At 76.4% G+C, this 16003-nt stretch carries 14 protein-coding genes; 6 read left to right on the plus strand and 8 right to left on the minus strand.

Features of this window, described 5'->3' with window-relative positions:
• Positions 1 to 51: 51 nt before the first annotated feature.
• The 4 genes from ACRYM0_RS01925 to ACRYM0_RS01940 form a co-directional block, all read right to left on the minus strand.
• The gene (locus tag ACRYM0_RS01925) at positions 52 to 1116 is read right to left on the minus strand and encodes an NAD-dependent epimerase/dehydratase family protein (protein WP_432501589.1); all 1065 of its coding nucleotides are present in this window, start codon (positions 1114 to 1116) and stop codon (positions 52 to 54) included.
• Position 1117: 1 nt separating this feature from the next.
• Positions 1118 to 2512 carry a cytochrome P450 gene (locus ACRYM0_RS01930; protein ID WP_432501591.1) on the minus strand — a complete coding sequence of 465 codons (1395 nt, stop codon included), beginning with the start codon at positions 2510 to 2512 and terminating at the stop codon, positions 1118 to 1120.
• Between the two features lie 85 nt (positions 2513 to 2597).
• Entirely contained in the window at positions 2598 to 4481 is a 1884-nt protein-coding gene (locus tag ACRYM0_RS01935) for a putative bifunctional diguanylate cyclase/phosphodiesterase (protein WP_432501592.1), read from the minus strand.
• A 238-nt stretch (positions 4482 to 4719) separates the two neighbouring features.
• The gene (locus ACRYM0_RS01940) at positions 4720 to 5433 is read right to left on the minus strand and encodes a GAF and ANTAR domain-containing protein (protein ID WP_432501594.1); all 714 of its coding nucleotides are present in this window, start codon (positions 5431 to 5433) and stop codon (positions 4720 to 4722) included.
• 194 nt (positions 5434 to 5627) lie between these two features.
• Between ACRYM0_RS01940 and ACRYM0_RS01945 the strand changes: the two genes are divergently transcribed.
• Positions 5628 to 6512: a Rieske (2Fe-2S) protein gene (locus ACRYM0_RS01945; protein WP_432501596.1), complete on the plus strand. Its 885-nt coding sequence runs from the start codon at positions 5628 to 5630 to the stop codon at positions 6510 to 6512.
• Between the two features lie 35 nt (positions 6513 to 6547).
• Here ACRYM0_RS01945 and ACRYM0_RS01950 read toward each other — a convergent pair whose 3' ends face one another.
• Positions 6548 to 6814, minus strand: coding sequence for a hypothetical protein (locus ACRYM0_RS01950; RefSeq protein ID WP_432501598.1), 267 nt, complete (start codon positions 6812 to 6814; stop codon positions 6548 to 6550).
• A gap of 221 nt (positions 6815 to 7035) precedes the next feature.
• On the opposite strand from ACRYM0_RS01950, the gene ACRYM0_RS01955 reads away from it, so the two are divergent.
• The 3 genes from ACRYM0_RS01955 (at position 7036) to ACRYM0_RS01965 (ending at position 11827) form a co-directional block, all read left to right on the plus strand.
• Positions 7036 to 7671 carry a biliverdin-producing heme oxygenase gene (locus ACRYM0_RS01955; RefSeq protein WP_432501600.1) on the plus strand — a complete coding sequence of 212 codons (636 nt, stop codon included), beginning with the start codon at positions 7036 to 7038 and terminating at the stop codon, positions 7669 to 7671.
• Positions 7668 to 10004, plus strand: coding sequence for a SpoIIE family protein phosphatase (locus tag ACRYM0_RS01960; protein WP_432501601.1), 2337 nt, complete (start codon positions 7668 to 7670; stop codon positions 10002 to 10004). The genes ACRYM0_RS01955 and ACRYM0_RS01960 overlap by 4 nt, the downstream gene beginning before the upstream one ends.
• 98 nt (positions 10005 to 10102) lie before the next feature.
• Positions 10103 to 11827, plus strand: coding sequence for a PP2C family protein-serine/threonine phosphatase (locus tag ACRYM0_RS01965; protein WP_432501604.1), 1725 nt, complete (start codon positions 10103 to 10105; stop codon positions 11825 to 11827).
• Between the two features lie 15 nt (positions 11828 to 11842).
• On the opposite strand, the gene ACRYM0_RS01970 is transcribed toward ACRYM0_RS01965, so the two are convergent.
• Together ACRYM0_RS01970 and ACRYM0_RS01975 are read right to left on the minus strand one after the other, a co-directional pair.
• Entirely contained in the window at positions 11843 to 12250 is a 408-nt protein-coding gene (locus tag ACRYM0_RS01970; protein ID WP_432501606.1) for an arsenate-mycothiol transferase ArsC, read from the minus strand.
• Between the two features lie 23 nt (positions 12251 to 12273).
• Entirely contained in the window at positions 12274 to 12654 is a 381-nt protein-coding gene (locus tag ACRYM0_RS01975; RefSeq protein WP_432501609.1) for a metalloregulator ArsR/SmtB family transcription factor, read from the minus strand.
• A gap of 104 nt (positions 12655 to 12758) precedes the next feature.
• On the opposite strand from ACRYM0_RS01975, the gene arsB reads away from it, so the two are divergent.
• Together arsB and ACRYM0_RS01985 are read left to right on the plus strand one after the other, a co-directional pair.
• Entirely contained in the window at positions 12759 to 13862 is a 1104-nt protein-coding gene (gene arsB / locus ACRYM0_RS01980) for an ACR3 family arsenite efflux transporter (protein WP_432501611.1), read from the plus strand.
• Positions 13863 to 13875: 13 nt separating this feature from the next.
• On the plus strand, positions 13876 to 15324 hold the full coding sequence (locus ACRYM0_RS01985) for an FAD-dependent oxidoreductase (RefSeq protein WP_432501612.1): 1449 nt from the start codon (positions 13876 to 13878) through the stop codon (positions 15322 to 15324).
• Between the two features lie 50 nt (positions 15325 to 15374).
• Here ACRYM0_RS01985 and ACRYM0_RS01990 read toward each other — a convergent pair whose 3' ends face one another.
• Positions 15375 to 15788 carry a MerR family transcriptional regulator gene (locus ACRYM0_RS01990; RefSeq protein ID WP_432501614.1) on the minus strand — a complete coding sequence of 138 codons (414 nt, stop codon included), beginning with the start codon at positions 15786 to 15788 and terminating at the stop codon, positions 15375 to 15377.
• Between the last annotated feature and the right edge of the window lie 215 nt (positions 15789 to 16003).

Raw genomic sequence — 16003 nt, forward strand, 5'->3', positions numbered from 1 at the left:
GTCCGCCGGGCCCCGGGTGCGCGCCGTACCGGTCCGTCCCGCGCCGGTGCGTCACGTCCCCACCCGCGAACCCGGTTCCACCGTCGAGCGGCTGCGCAGGGCCGGCGAGGCCGTGCCGGCGTGCTCGCGCATCCCCGCCAGCAGTTCGGCGAGCACGTCCGCCGCCGCGTGACGCGGCTGCCAGCCCAGTTCCGTGCGGGCGCGGTTCGTGTCCATCAACGGCACCGACAGCGCCAGGTCGAACCAGCCGGGCTGCACGGGGTGGATGCGCGCGTGGTAGCTGGCGACCACCGCGGCGCGCGCCACCCCGTGCGGGACGGCGACGAGGCGCCGGGCTCCCAGGGCCCGGGCGATGTCGCGCCCGCCGAGCACCGGTTCGTCGGCGAGGTTGAAGGCACCACCGGCGCGCTGCTCCAGGATCCGCACGAGGCCGTCGGCGAGGTCGTCGGCGTGGATGAGCTGCAGGCGCAGGCCTCTCGGCAGGGGCAGCACCGGTAGGGGGACCCGCCCGAGGGCCCGCGCCGGCACGAGGGCGCCGGCGAAGTAGCGGGCGATCTCGCTGGCGGAGTCGCGCTGGAACACCAGGGCCGGGCGCACGCGCGCGACGGTGAGGTCGGGGGCGTCGGGCTCCACGACGTCCAGGTGGGCCTCGACGGCGACCTTCTCCCGCGAGTACTGGTGGGTCGGCACGCCCGTCACCGGCCAGCGCTCGTCGACGCGGTGGTCGTCGGCGGGCCGGGGGGAGTAGGCGCCGATGGAGGACATGTGCACCAGGTGGGGAACGCCCTCCTCGCGCACGGCCCGCACCACGGCACGGCTGCCGCCGAGGTCCACGCGGGACAGTTCCGCGGGTTCGCGGGCGGGCTGGATGAGCCATGCGGCGTGCACGACGGCGTCCGCCCCGCGCACCGCCTCGCGCAGTTCCCCGTAGCGGTCCGGGTCGGCGATGTCCAGGGACGTCCAGCGCGCGATCCCGTACGGGTGGGTGCTCGCCGGGGGGAGCCGCCGCGCGATCCCGACCACCTCGTGCCCGGCTCCCTCGGCGTTGCGCTCGGCCAGGCGCCGCAGCAGGGCGGTGCCGACGCTGCCGGCGGCTCCGGTGATGACGATGCGCACGTCAGTGCTCCTCCCCGGGCGCCGTGGCGGCCCGTGTCGCGGTCGCCGCGGCGACCCGGGTGACGACGAACCCGCTGGTCGGGCGCGAGGGCACCGGCCGGGCGGGCATCCGCAGGTCCTGCGGCGGGACGACCAGTTCGAGCGCGCAGAGCACCTCCACGGCCTGCGCGAGCAGGCGCACGGTGGCGGGCTCGCCGGGGCAGCGGTGGCCGGTGCTCGCGTCGCCGCCGCCCTGCGGGACGAAACCCTGCGAGGCCGGGCACAGCCCGGCGCCCTCGAAGCGGCCGGGGTCGAACTCCTCGGGGGCCGGCCACGCGCCCGGGTCCCGGTGGGTGCCGACCACGTCCAGGACGATCCGGTCGCCGGCGCGCAGGCGCTGCCCGGCGACCTCGGCGTCGCGGCGCAGCCGGGTGGCCAGCGCGGGCACGAACGGGTACCGCCGGCGCACCTCGTGGGCGACGGCCACCGCGGTGCCCGAGGCGTCCGGCCCGCCGGTGCGCGCGGCGGCCACGGCGTGCCGCCAGCGCGGTTCCCCGTGCACGGCCACCGCCGCCTGCGCCACCAGCCAGGCCACGGCGACCGTGGGGCGCAGGACGTTGAGCAGCTCCACGGCCGCGGTCCGCTCGTCCAGCGGCCGCCCGTGCGGGTCGCGGTGCTCGGCGACCAGTGCCAGCGCGCTGCCGGCCGGTGCCGGGCGGCGACCCGCGCGCGCGTCCCGCACGGCCTGCGCGGCCCACCGCTCGCAGCGGCGCCGCGCCCGCACGGCGCGCAGGAACCGGGGGCCGGCCGAGCCGAACCCGTCGACGATGGCGGCCAGGTCCGCGGCGCGGGCGGTGTCCGTCGTCTCGCCGGCGCCCGCGCCGGACCAGCGCAGCACCGCGCGGCCCAGGACGGCGACGGCCTCGTCGAAGACCACGACGCGGTCGCGGTCCGGCCAGCGGCGCACCGCCCGCTCCCACTCCTCGGCGGCGGCGGCCACGAGGGCGTCGACGCGCTCGGGGGCCAGTGCGGTGGTGAACAGGTCCTTGCGCACCCGGTGCTCGGCGTCGTCCAGGCCGTGCACGGCCCCGCGGCCGAACAGCACGTGGCTCAACGCTCCCGGCACCGCGCCGCGCCGGGCGACCAAGGAGCTGTCGTAGAAGGCGCGCACGCCCTGCGCGCCGCGCACCACCACCGCCGGGCGGCCCAGCAGTCGCGAGCGCACCGCCGCGCCGGCGGGTGCCCCGGGGCGGGGACGCAGCGGGGGCAACCCGTCGAAGCCCCGCACCAGCAGCGTCAGCAGCAGGTCGGGGGTCCGCGTGCGGGTCCCGCCGCGGGCCCCGGGGACCGCGCCGGGCACCCCGGGCGCCGCGGCGCCGCTCGGGCCGCCCCGGGGTGGGGCCGTGGTGGTGCTCATGCCGCCCAGGTACCCACCCCGTCGCCGTCCATGCGCTCCTGGTCCACGCCGGTCGCACCGGGGCCCGAGGGTTCCGGTGCTCGCGTCACGAGGCCCAGCGGGCGGTGAGCACGTCAGCGGGTTCAGGGCGCCCGCAGTGGAACCCCTGCAGGTAGTGGCAGCCCGCCTCGGTGACCTGGACGGCTTGCGCTGCGGTCTCCACGCCTTCGGCGATGACCTGCGCGTCCAGGCTGGTGGCCACGGTGACCACCGCGTCCACCAGGGCCCTGCGGCGGGGGTCGTCCTCGAGGCCGGCGATGAAGCTGCGGTCGATCTTGGCCATGCGCACCGGCAGGTCCACCAGGCGGGACAGGGAGGAGTAACCGGTGCCGAAGTCGTCCACCGACACCGGGTGCCCGCGGCGCTGCTGCTCCTGCAGACCGGCTAGCACCTCCGGGTCGCTGAAGCTGTCCTCCACCAGTTCCAGACCCAGCTGGTGGGGTTGCAGCCCGTGGGTGCGCAGCGCGTCGGCCAGGGTGGTCGTCAGGGCAGGGTCGCCCAGTTCGCGGGCGCTGAGGTTCACGTAGGCGGTTCGCGGCGCGTCCAGATCCAGCTCACGCTGCCAGCGGGCCACCTGTGCGCAGGTCCGGTCGATGACCCAGTGCCCGATCTCCACGATCAGCCCGGTGTCGACGGCGAGGTCGATGAACCGCGCCGCAGGCAGCAGACCGTGCTGGGGGTGCTGCCAGCGCAGCAGGGCCTCCACGGCGTGCACGCGTCCAGCGGGGTCGGTGATGGACTGGTAGTGCACCTGCAGCTGCTGGTGGGTCAGCGCCTGGGCGAGCTGGCGTTCGAGGTGGCGGCCCGGGCGCTGGGCGCGGCGCCCGCCGGTGCCCGGGGCTGCGAAACCCACGTCCGTCCCCGCGTCCGTCCCCGCGCGGGGGTGCTGCTGCTCGTGGGCGTGCTGCTTCACGGCGTACATCGCGGCGTCGGCGGCGGCCAGCACCTCGTCGGCCCCCAGCTGCTCACCGCTGTCCTGGTCCTGGCTGAGGGCCACGCCGATGCTGGCACCGACGACCAGGTCCACCCCGGCGACGTGGACGGGCCGGGCCAGTGCCCGACGCAGGCGCGAGGTGACCGCGCGGACGTGGTGCTCCAGTTCGCCGGGGTCGCCCGTGGGCAGGTCCTCGCACAGCAGGACGAACTCGTCACCGGCCAGGCGGGCCAGGGTGTCCTCCTGGCGCAGCGCGGCGTTCATGCGGGTGGCCACCGTGGCCAGCACGGTGTCGCCGGCGGCGTGGCCGAGGGTGTCGTTGATGACCTTGAAGCGGTCCAGGTCGATGAAGAAGACCGCCACGACGCGCTGGTGACGGCGGGCCGCGTGCAGGGCGTGCTCCAGGCGGTCGCGGAGCAGCGTCCGGTTCGCCAGCCCGGTCAGGACGTCGTGGGTGCTGGCGTGCGCGAGCTCCTGCTGGTCGTGCAGCAACCGGGTGCGGTCGGCGGCCAGCACCAGGTAGGCCACGGCCATGTGCGCCAGCAGGCGCGCCCACTGCAGCTCCTGCGGCTGCCACGTGCCGGGGAGCCGGCGGTAGAGGTCCAGCACGCCCCACACCCGTCCGCGGCTGATCAGCGGGACCGCGACGACCGAGCGGAAACCCTCCTCCAGGACCCGCTGCACGTACTGCGGCCACGCCGTCTGCAGCGGGTCCTCGAGGTCGTCGACGACCACCTCGACCTCGAAGAGCAGCGCGTCGTGGCAGGGCCCCTCCTGCATGAGCTGCTGCAGCTTCTCCGCCGAGCCCACCGCGACGCGGTCGGCGTGGACGAGGCGCAGCAACGAGCCGTCGTTGACCATGACGCCGGCGCCGTCGACGTCGAGGTGCTCGGTGGCGATGTCCACCAGGTGCTTCAGCAGCTGCTCGGGGTCGGCTTGCCCGCTGGCGGCCACCGCCAGTTCGGCCAGCGCGGCGGTCATCGCGTCGGTGTTCACCGCCGCACCGATCGCACGGGGGGCCGCACCGGGTGGCGCGAGCGCGTCGGGTTGCGATGCACGGGGAGTCGGCCGTCACCTCGGCCGGTGCCACGACCGGTGCACGAACGAGGATTTCGAGGATCCATCGACCCACCGCCGCTCTCGCCGGAAGAGCCGAGGTATGACCCTGGCGCGCAGGGTAGGCCCCGCGGAGTTCACCGCGCAACGGGCCCGTCCACCCCTGGCCGCGACGCCGTCACCGGGGTTGCGCGGGGGAGCCCTGCACGACGTCCCGGGCCACGTCGTGCAGCCGCCGGCGCTGCGAGCGCGCCGCCGCGCGCAGCTGCGCGAACGCCTCCTCGGGGGAGACGCGGTGGCGCTCGGCCAGCACGCCCTTGGCCTGCTCCAGCACCACCCGGCTGTCCAGCGCCTGCTGCAGCTGCTCCTGCACCCGCTGGCCGGCCGCCACCCGCTCCAGCTGGGTGATCCCCACCGCTCCCAGGGACGCCATGGCCCGCGCCACGGCCAGTTCCACGGGCTCCAGCGGCCCCTCGCGGTCCCGGAACAGGCCCAGCACCCCGATCGTGCGCCCCGCCACGACCAGCGGCTGGGCGTGCACCGCCGCCACGCCCCGGCGCTCGGCCACCGGCCACAGCCCGGGCCAGCGCTGCCGCAGCTGCTCGGCGTCCGGGCACTGCACGGGGGTGCCGCTGCGGTGGCAGTCCACGCACGGGCCCTGGCGGGTCTCGAGCTGGAACAGCTCCAGGGCCTCGGCGGTGTCCCCGGTGGAGGCGAGCAGCTGCAGGTGCCCCTGGACGTCCTGCACGAGCAGCCCCGCGTGGGCGGCGTCGAGCAGGTCGCGGCAGTGGCGCACCAGCCCGTCGGCCAGCTCCAGCGGGTCGTCGTGGGCCGCCAGCAGCCCGGCCACGTCGTCCACCGCGGCCGCGACCGCTCCCGCGCGCACCGGCACCGAGGGCCTCCCGTCGTCGTGCTGCCCGTCCCGCGGTCCGGGCAGGGGGAGCGCCGCGCCCCCCGCCCGAGCCTGCCACCGGCCTCGGCGGGTCGCGACGCGCGCCCGGGCGTGCCGCTCCGCGCGGTCGCCGGGGTTCCGGGGTTCCGGGGTTCCGGGGTGCCGACCGCCGCCGGCGGCGGTAGGCAGGGGGCATGAGCCTGATCGGCACCCTCTTCGACGCGCCGTCCCGGCTGACCGCCCTGGACCCGCTGGCCGCGCGCGCCGGCGCCGTCGCCGACCGCCTGCTGCCCGGCGGGCGGGTGCGCGGCTGGCTGCACGGGCGCCCCTTCGGCCACCCGGCGCACCCGGCGATGGCGCAGCTGCCGGTCGGCACGTCGGTGTCGGCGCTGCTGCTGGACGTGGCGGCCGCGGTGCTGCCCGCCGGGCGGGCGCTGCACGCGCCGGCGCGGGGCCTGAGCGCCGTGGCGCTGGCCTCGGCGGTGCCGACGGCCGTGGCCGGCTGGGCCGACTACACGGGGCTGCACGTGGACCAGCAGCGCACCGCGCTCGTGCACGCCACCGGCAACGCCGTGGCGGTCGCCTGCTGGGGCGCCTCGCTGGTGGCCGGCCGGCGCGCCCCGCTGCTGCGCAGCGCCGGGACCCTGGCCGCCGGTGCCGCCGGGGCCCTGGGCGGGCACCTGGCGTACCGCTGGGCCGCCGGAGCGAACCACGCCGAGCACCTGCCGCACCTGGCCGGCGACGGCTCACCCGTGGACATCGGTGCGCTGGAGGACCTGCCGGACGGGCAGCTGACCCGGCGCTCGGTCGGCGACGCCCCGGTGTGCGTGCTGCGCCGCGGCTCGTCGGTGCGCGCCCTGACGGACACGTGCACGCACCTGGGGGCCGGTCTGCACGGCGGCGAGGTGCGCGAGGGCGCGGACGGGCCCGAGGTCGTCTGCCCGTGGCACGGCAGCGCGTTCCGCTTCGACGACGGCCGCGTCGTGGGCGGGCCGGCCACCGCCCCGCAGCCCACGGTGGACGTGCGGGTCGTCGACGGGCGCGTCCTGGCCCGCGTGGACGCCCCGCCGCGGTCCTGAGACGAGGTCCCGGTGCGGCGGGGCGCGGGGGCGGCTCAGCCCAGGAAGATCGCCGGGTCCGGGCCGCTGCGGCGCAACCGGACGCGGCCCGGCCGCAGCGCCCCCTCCAGGGAACGCACCAGGAGCGCGTTGCGGGCCAGGTCCTCGTCGGGGGCGTGCCGGGCGAGGAGCGCCAGGCGCTGGCCGTAGGCCTCGCGCAGGGCTCCGAGGGGACCGGGGTCCCGCACGTCGACGACGCGGGGGTCGCCCGCTGCGTCGAGGGCGGGAACCCGGCGGGCAGGGTTCGTGTTCAGGGTTTCCACGGGAACTCCGATGTCCGCCGGTCGAGCGGCCGTGGTGGACCGCACCGGGCCCGGGCCGGGCCCGAACCTCGATGGCACCACGGGCGCTGCCGCGCGGCAACCGCGGGCGCGGCGCGGGGACGGGCCCCCGGGGGGACGTCGTGGGCAGCGGTGACGGGTCGGCCGTGAGGGGTTACGGTCGGGAGCGAGAGCGGCGAGGGCCGTTCGGGGAGAGCGGTGACGTGACGACGGACGGCGTGGCCGGTGCGGTGCGCTCCGGCGGCCGGGGGGCGGACGGGGCCCTGGCCCGGGTCCGCAGCGCGACCGCGCGCCAGCACGCGGAGCTCGACGGCGGCCTGGACGTGCTGGACCGGCCCTGGGGAGCGCAGGTGCACCGGCGCTGGCTGGAGCTCACCCTCGGGCTGCTGGACCCCCTGGAGCGGGAGCTGGCCCGCTGGGCGGCGGCCGACCCCGGCGTGCTGGACGTCGTCGAGCGGGCGCGCGCGGACATGGTCCGCGACGACCTGCGCGCGCTGGGCGCGCTGCCGGCGGAGATCGCCGCCGTCCCGGAGTGCCCGGGTCTGCCCGTGGTCGCCGGCCGGGCCCAGGCGCTGGGCGTGTGCTACGTCCTGGACGGTTCCACCCTGGGGGGCAAGCTGATCCGGGCGTCCCTGGTGGCCTCCGGGGTCCCCGAGGCGGCGTGCACCTCGCTGGTCGGGCGGCCGGGGGCCGGCCGCCGCTGGCGCGGCACCGCGGCCGCGGTCGACGCGCTCGGGCGGCCGGGCGACCCGCAGGTGGAGGTGATGGCCGCCACCGCCGTCGAGACCTTCGCGGCCTACCGGCGCTGGCTGGCGCCGCTGGCGCACCGGGCCGCGTGAACCGCCGCCCCGCCGGCCGGGCGGCCGAACCCCTCCCCGAGCCGTTCACCGGACCCCCCGCGGAACCCGCCGGTCCTCCCGCTGACGGCGAGGTCGACCCGTACGTGCCCGCCTACGGCCGGGTCGACCTGACGAACTGCGACACCGAGCCCATCCACGTGCCCGGTGCGGTGCAGCCGCACGGCTTCCTGCTGGCGGTGGACCGCGGCACGCACGAGGTCGTCGTGGCCTCGGCCAGCACCTCGGCGCTGCTGGGGCGCGAGGCCACCGGGTTGCCGGGGCTGCCCCTGCGCGACGTGCTCGGCCCCCGCCTGGCCGGCGAGGTGCTGGCGCTGGACGCCGCCGACCAGGTCAGCGAGCCCCTGCACACCACGGCGGACCTGGCCGCCGGGCCGGGCGTCGAGGTCGACGTGGTGCTGCACGTGTCGGGGGAGCGGCTGGTCGTCGAGGTGGAACCGGTGGGTTCCTCCCCGGGTTTCTCCCCGGTGTCGTACCGCTCGACGCGGGCGGCCGTCGGGCGCCTGACCGAGGCGCCGTCGGTCGAGGCGCTCGTGCAGCAGTTGGCCCACGAGGTGCGCACCCTGACCGGTTTCGACCGCGTGATGGTGTACCGGTTCGACGCGAGGTGGAACGGCGAGGTCGTCGCCGAGGACCGGCGCGACGACCTGAACCCCTTCCAGGGCCTGCACTACCCGGCGTCCGACATCCCCGTGCAGGCGCGCCGGCTGTACGAGGTGAACTGGACGCGCCTGATCGCGGACGTCGACTACGTCCCGGCGCGCCTGCACCCGGTGCTCGACCCCGGCACGGGCGCACCGCTGGACCTGTCGCACTCGGTGCTGCGCAGCGTGTCGCCGATCCACGTCGAGTACCTGAGGAACATGGGCGTCGGTGCCTCCATGTCCGTCTCGCTCGTGCTGGACGGGCGGTTGTGGGGGCTCATCGCGTGCCACCACTACTCCGGCCCGCACCGGCCCAGCTACGACGCGCGCTCGGCGGCGGAGTTCCTGGGGCAGACCGCCTCGCAGCTCATCGCCAGCCGGGAACGCGCCGACGAGCGCGACGACGCCCTGCACGCGCAGGACCTCCTGGCCGCCCTCGTCACCGGCACCACCGGCCCCGGCGGCGACCCGTTCGCGAACCTCATGGCCGACCGGCGGCTGCTGGACCTGCTCGGTGCGAGCGGTGCGGCGCTGGCCGACGGGGGGCGGCTGGTGACCCTGGGGGCGGTTCCGGACCCGCCGGTCCTGCGGCGGATCTCCGCCCTGCTGGCCCGCGGCGACGGCGCCCCCACCTTCACCGACCACCTCGCCTCCCTGGACCCGGGGCTGTCCGCCGTCGAGCGCGTGGCCTCGGGGGCGCTGCGCGTGGGGCTGGGTGCGGACCGCTGGCTGCTGTGGGTGCGCCCGGAGCAGCAGGAGGTCGTCGACTGGGGCGGCGACCCGCGCAACAAGGAGATCGCGGCGGCGGAGGGCCCCGGTGTCCGGCTGAGCCCGCGCAAGTCGTTCGAGAAGTGGCGCGAGGTGGTGCGCGGGCGCAGCGTGGCGTGGGAGCGGTGGCAGGCGGTCGCCGCGGACCGGTTGCGCAGCCAGCTCACCAGCCTGGTGCTGGGCCGGGCCCGGGACCAGATCGCGGTGGCCGAGTCCCTGCAGCGCGCGGTCGTGCTGGAGGAGCCGCCGCACCTGCCGGGTCTGGACGTGCTGGCCCGCTACCGCCCGGCCAGCGGCAGCCAGCTCGGCGGCGACTGGTGGGACGCGCTGGAGCTGCCGGGCGGGCGGGTGGCCGTGGTGGTGGGGGACGTCTCCGGCCACGGCGTGCACGCGGCCGCGGCGATGGCGCAGCTGCGCACCGCCTCGCGCGCGTACCTGCTGGAGGGGCACGGTCCCGCCGCCGCCCTGGACCGCCTCGACGCCCTGGCGGGCTCGGTGATCAGCGAGCACATGGCCACGGCCGTCATCGCGGTGCTGGACCCCGCCACCGGTTCCGGCCACCTGGCCAGCGCGGGCCACCCGCCGCCGCTGCTGCTGCACCGCGGCGGCGCCTCGCTGCTGCCGGTGACGCCGCGCCCGCTGCTGGGGGTGGCCACCGGCCGCGCCGAGGACGCCGCCGTGCGCATCCCGGACGGCGGGGTGCTGGTCCTCTACAGCGACGGGCTGGTGGAGCGCCGCGGGGCCTCCCTGGACGACACCATCGAGCAGCTGCGCGTCGCCGCGGGGCGCTCGGCCGACCTGCCGCTGGGGGAGCTGGCCGACTCCCTCATGACGGTCGTGCCGGGCGCGGAGGGCGACGACACGACCCTGCTGCTGGTGCGCTGCACCCCGGCCACGAGGTAGCGGCGCGGGAAGCACCGGATCGGGCGCTCAAGGTGGTGGCGGAACCTGCCGATGCTCGTGCGGGGAGATCCGTCCCCACCGCTCCAGGGGGTTGAGTCGTGCACGCCGTGACCGCTGAGCCGATGGTGGGGGAGCGCGCTCGACGCCGGTGGTTGCCGAACGGCACCCCGCTGCCCGACGAGGTCTGGCGGGCGCGCCACCGGACCTTCCTGGTCGCGGCCTGGGTGGTCTTCGTGTCGACCCTCGCCTGGGCCGGCGTCGTCCGGGGCCCCGTGCACGCCCTCGTGGACTGCCTGCCCACCGCCGCGGCTGCGCTGCTCGGCAGCCTGGCCAGCTTCAAGGTCGGCACGTGGCGCTGGGGACGGGAAGCGGCCTCGTGCGCGGTCATGCTGGCGCTGATGACCGCTTCAGCGGTGGCCGTGCACCTGGCCGGCGGGCTGATCGAAGCCCATTTCCTCTTCTTCATCGCCGTCGGCGCCGCCGCCGCCTACCAGACGTGGGCGCCGTTCCTGGCCGCGATCGGCTTCGTGGTCGTCCACCACGGCCTGCTCGCCTCGGTGTCCGGGCACGCGATCTTCAACCACCCCGCCGCGCAGGAGCGGCCGTGGTTGTGGGCGCTGGTCCACGGGGCGCTGCTGGCGGCGGCCGCCGCGGTCGGCATCGCCTCCTGGCGCGCCGACGAGCTGGTGCGGGCGCGCCTGGACCGGCTCGGGGCGCGCAGCCACCTGATCCTGGGCACGGTCGCCGACGGCATCGTGGCGCTGGACGCGGCGGGGCGAGTGCTGGAGGCGAACCCGGCGGCGCTGCGGCTGCTCGGCACCGGTCCGCTCGGAACGGGGCAGATCAGGGGACGACGGCTCGGCGAGCTGGTGCGCGGGTACGACCACGCCCAGCTGCCCGCCGCCGGGCGCTGCGTCCCGGTCCAGCGCGGCAGCACCGGCGGTGGCGCGTGCACACCGGTGGAGATCACGGTGGCGCCGGTGCACGACGACGAGCGCGTGCGCGCCGTGGTCACGCTGCGGGACCTGTCCAGCGCCGCTCGCGCCGAGGACGCCGAACGCGCCCTGCTGGAGGTGAGCGAGCGTGAGCGGGCCCAGCGCGCAGACGTCGCCGCGCTGATGACGGCGGTGCGCCCGCCGGCGCTGTGCGTGCCGGGGCTGCAGCTGGCGGTCGCCTACGAACCGGCCGCCAGCGCACCGGCGGGCGGGGACCTGTACGACTGGTTGCTCCTGCCCTCCGGCGAGGTCCTGTTCGTGGTGGTCGACGCCATGGGCCGGGGCACCACCGCCACGCGCGAGGCGCTCGCGGTGACCTCCACGGTGCGCACCCTGGCCGTGGCCGGTGTCGCCCTGGGTGAGCTGGTCGAGCGTGCGGGTTCCGTCCTGGAGGTCACGCACCCCGAGCTGATGGCCACCGTGCTCGTCGCCGTGCTCGACCCGGCCACCGGCAGGCTGCGCCTGGCCGGTGGCGGCCACCCGCCGGCGATCCTCGTCGGCGCCGCAGGCGCACGGGAGGTCACCGCGTACGGCCAGGGCGTCGGTTACCCCGAACCGGGCAGCTTCGGGGTCACCGAGGTGGTCCTCGCTGCCGGCGAGAGCTTGGTGCTGTGCACCGACGGGCTCCTCGAGGGCACCCGGGACCTCGGCGAGGGCCTGCGGGAACTGGCGCGCACCGCTGCGGGGATGGCCCGGGTGCCCGTGCAGGAGTTCGCCCAGCGACTGCTGAGCGAGGTGAGCACCTGCGCGCGGGAGGACGACGACTGCCTGGCCCTGGTCGTCCGGCGCTCACCCGTGGCGCGGGGCTCGACCACCCCCTGCCGGTAGGGGGTGGTCGAGGCGTCAGCTCGTCAAGCGCTGGTGCAGCTGCTCGACGCGGGCCGCGATGTCGTCGCGGACCAGGCGCATCCGCTCGGCGCCCTCGATGCCGCGCGTGGACGGTTCGTCGGTCTCCCACACCTCCACCGGAGTCCCGCCGACCGGCTCGACCCGGGCCTCGGAGCCGAGGACGACGACGAGGTCGGCGTCGCGCACCATCTCGTCGGTCAGCTGCTTCGGCTGCTCCCCGGAGATGTCGACGCCGACCTCGCGCAGGCTCTCCACCGACTGGGCGTTCAGCGCGGTGCCGGCGCGGGTGCCGGCGGAACCCACGGCGACGGCGTCGCCGGCGGCCCGGCGCATCAGCCCGGCGGCCATCTGGGACTTGCCGCCGTTCTTGACGCAGACGAACAGGACGCGGGGGGTGCTCACGGTTCCGGGGCTCCTCGGGTGGATCAGGTGGCGGGCTTCGTGGAGGTGGACAGCACGGCGGCCAGGGCGTCGAGCGCCTCGGGGACCACGGCGAAGTAGGCCCACACCCCGCGCTTGTCGCGGGTGAGCAGGCCGGCCTCGACGAGGACCTTCAGGTGGTGCGAGACGGTGGGCTGGCTCAGGCCCAGGGGCTCGATCAGGTCGCACACGCACGCCTCGCCGCCCTCGTGCGCTGCCACGAGGGAGAGCAGCCGCAGGCGGGCGGGGTCGGCGATCGCCTTGAGGGTGCGGGCCAGCGCTGCGGCGGTCTCGGCGCTGAGGGGTTCGCGGGTCAGCGGCGCACAGCACGCGGCACCAGCCGTCCCGCCGGCCGGCGGGACGAGGGGCAGGGGCGTGGTGGGCACGGCCGCAGTGTGGCACTCGATATCGACTGCTGTCGATATTGACAGTGGCGAGCACCAGCTGCCAGTGTCAGCCATCGACGGACGTCGATGGAAAGGCCTTCCTGATGAGCGACCTGGTCGCTGAGAACCCCCGTGGTGGCACCGAGACCCCGGTGCTGGCGCGCCTGTCGGTGCTGGACCGCTTCCTGCCCGTGTGGATCGTCGCGGCCATGGCCCTGGGGCTCCTCCTGGGACGCGTCGTGCCCGGCCTGGACGACGTGCTCAGCGCGGTGGAGGTCGGCTCGGTCAGCCTGCCCATCGCGATCGGGCTGCTGCTGATGATGTACCCGGTGCTGGCGAAGGTGCGCTACTCCGAGACCGGGCGCATCGCCGCCGACCGCAGGCTCATGGTCAGTTCCCTGGTCCTGAACTGGCTCGTCGGCCCGGCGCTGATGTTCGCCCTGGCCTGGTTGCTGCTGCCCGACTCCCCCGAGTACCGCACCGGCCTGGTGATCGTCGGCCTGGCGCGGTGCATCGCCATGGTGCTGATCTGGAACGACCTGTCCTGCGGTGACCGGGAGGCCGCCGCCGTCCTCGTGGCGATCAACTCGGTGTTCCAGATCCTCGCCTTCGCGGCTCTCGGCTGGTTCTACCTGCAGGTCCTGCCGGGCTGGCTGGGCCTGGAGACCACCAGCGCGGAGTTCTCCGTGGGAGCCATCGTCGTCTCGGTCCTGGTGTTCCTGGGGATCCCCCTGGTGGCGGGTTTCCTCACCCGCACGCTGGGGGAGCGGGCGCGCGGACGGGCCTGGTACGAGGAGCGCTTCCTGCCGAGGATCGGGCCCATCGCCCTCTACGGGCTGCTGTTCACCATCGTGATGCTCTTCGCGCTGCAGGGTGAGGCCATCACCTCCCGGCCCGGTGACGTGGCGCGCATCGCGCTGCCGCTGCTGGCCTACTTCGTGCTGATGTTCGCCGGTTCCTTCGTGCTCGGCAGGGCGATCGGGCTCAGCTACGCGAAGACCTCCACGCTGTCGTTCACCGCCACCGGCAACAACTTCGAGCTGGCCATCGCGGTGGCGATCGGCACCTTCGGCGTCACCTCCGGGCAGGCGCTGGCCGGGGTCGTCGGCCCGCTCATCGAGGTGCCGGTTCTCGTCGCGTTCGTCTACGTGGCGCTGTGGGCCGGGCGGCGCTTCTTCCCCGGCGACCCCACCGTCCCCACCCGCTGAGGAGGCGCGTGCCGTGAACACCCCCCTCGACCGGCTGCCCGTCGTCGTCGTCGGCGCCGGCCCCGTCGGCCTGGCCGCCGCCGCGCACCTGCTCGAGCGCGGCATCGAACCGCTGGTGCTGGAGGCCGGCGACGAGGTCGGCGCCGCCGTCCGCCAGTGGCACCACGTCCGCCTGTTCTCGCCCTGGCGCTACGACGTGGACGCCGCAGCCGCTCGGCTGCTGGCACCCACCGGCTGGCGGCACCCGGAGCCGACCGGGCTGCCCACCGGCGCGGACCTCGTCGAGCAGTACCTCGAACCCCTGGCTGCCACCGACGCCCTGGCGCCGCGCATCCGCACCGGCGCCCGCGTCGTCGCGCTCAGCCGCGTCGGGCTGGACAAGACCCGCAGCCTCGGCCGTGACGACCACCCGTTCCTGGTGCGCGTGCGCAGCACCGACGCGCAGGGTCGCGCCACCGTCGTCGACCACCACGCCCGCGCCGTGATCGACGCCTCCGGCACCTGGGGGCAGCGCAACCCCCTGGGTGTCTCCGGGCTGCCCGCCCCGGGCGAGGCCGAGGCCGAGGCCGCGCCGTTCCTGGCCGGCCCGCTGCCCGACGTGCTGGGCGCCGAGCGCGACCGCTTCGCCAGCCGCCGCGTCCTCGTCGTCGGGGCCGGGCACTCCGCGGCGAACACGCTGCTGGGCCTCGCCCGGCTGGCCGACGAGGAACCCGCCACCCGCGTCGTGTGGGCGGTGCGCGGCGCCTCGGTGCAGCGCGCGTTCGGCGGCGGGGACCTGGACGGGCTGCCCGCCCGCGGGGCCCTCGGAGCTCGGCTGCGCGACGCCGTGGCGTCCGGGCGCGTCGAGCTGCGCACCGAGGTCGCGATCAGCGCCCTCGAACCGCACGGCGGCGAGGTCGTCGTGGTGGCGAGGACCCCGGCCGGGGAGCGGCGCCTGACCGTCGACGTCATCGCCGCCGCCACGGGTTTCCGCCCGGAGCTGGGGATGCTGCGCGAGCTGCGCCTGGACCTGGATCCCGGTGTGGAGGCCCCGGCCCGGCTGGCGCCGATGATCGACCCGGAGTTCCACTCCTGCGGCACCGTGCCCCCGCACGGTGCCGGCGTCCTGGCCCACCCGGAGACCGGGTTCTTCATCGCCGGGGTGAAGAGCTACGGCCGTGCGCCGACGTTCCTGCTGGCCACCGGCTACGAGCAGGTGCGTTCCGTCGCCGCCCACCTGGCCGGGGACTCCGAGGCCGCCGCCGACGTGCGGCTGGACCTGCCCGCGACGGGCGTGTGCTCCAGCTCCACCCCGGCGGTCCCTGCGGGCGGCGAGGTCGAGTTCGACGCGGGTGCGGGCGGCTCGTGCTGCGGCACCGCCGCGCCCGAGCCGGTCGCCACCGGTACCGGTGCGGGTCTCGGTTTCCCGACCGGTCTCCTGCACGGCCGCTCCGGCGGTCCCGCCCGGGACGCGGTGCTCTGACGTCAGCGGCCGGCACGCGCCCCGCGGTGCGTGCCGGCGGTGCCCAGCGGCTACAGACCCTCGAGGCGCTGCCGCAGGGACGCGAGGAACTCGTCGGCGCTGACGAGCTGCTCGGCCAGGCGCTCGCGGCGCTGCTGCACGTCCTCGACCACGTCCTGCAGCCCGGCGCGACCGGCGGGCGCCCCGGCCGGTGCCGCGGCGCCGTCGGTCCGTCCGTCCAGGGCGTCGAGCAGGGCCAGGACGTCGCGCATCTGCTCCAGCGTGTAGCCCAGGGGTTTCATGCGGCGGATTAGCATCATCCGCTCGACGTCGGCCTCGCTGTAGAGGCGGTAGTTGCCCGCGCTGCGGGCCGAGGTCAGCAGGCCCTGGTCGTCGTAGTAGCGCACCGTCCGGTTCGACAGCCGCACCCGCTCGGCCAGTTCCCCGACCTGCATCCAGCCCTCGCGGCCCTCCTGAGCACTCACCCGGGCAGCCTACGAGGAGCACCGGAAGCGCCCGCCCTGGACGCAACCTTCACGTAACGGTAAGGTTGTGGGTGCTGGCCCGGCCGGGCCCGGTGCAGCACCCCTCCAGGTGCTCCGGACCGCAACGGGCCCCCACGACGATCCAGCGCAGCGTGGCGACCTGGTGGAGACGACAGGCAACACCCGCCAGGGGCGCGCCGCGGCGCGTCCCGTGA

It is taken from the genome of Kineococcus arenarius subsp. arenarius (assembly GCF_050871845.1).
Lineage (GTDB): Bacteria > Actinomycetota > Actinomycetes > Actinomycetales > Kineococcaceae > Kineococcus.

Bases quoted from the DNA above. Each gene is read 5' to 3' on its own strand.
- ACRYM0_RS01930 (WP_432501591.1), bottom strand. From the start codon at position 2,512: ATGAGCACCACCACGGCCCCACCCCGGGGCGGCCCGAGCGGCGCCGCG.
- ACRYM0_RS01945 (WP_432501596.1), top strand. From the start codon at position 5,628: ATGAGCCTGATCGGCACCCTCTTCGACGCGCCGTCCCGGCTGACCGCC.
- arsB (WP_432501611.1), top strand. From the start codon at position 12,759: ATGAGCGACCTGGTCGCTGAGAACCCCCGTGGTGGCACCGAGACCCCG.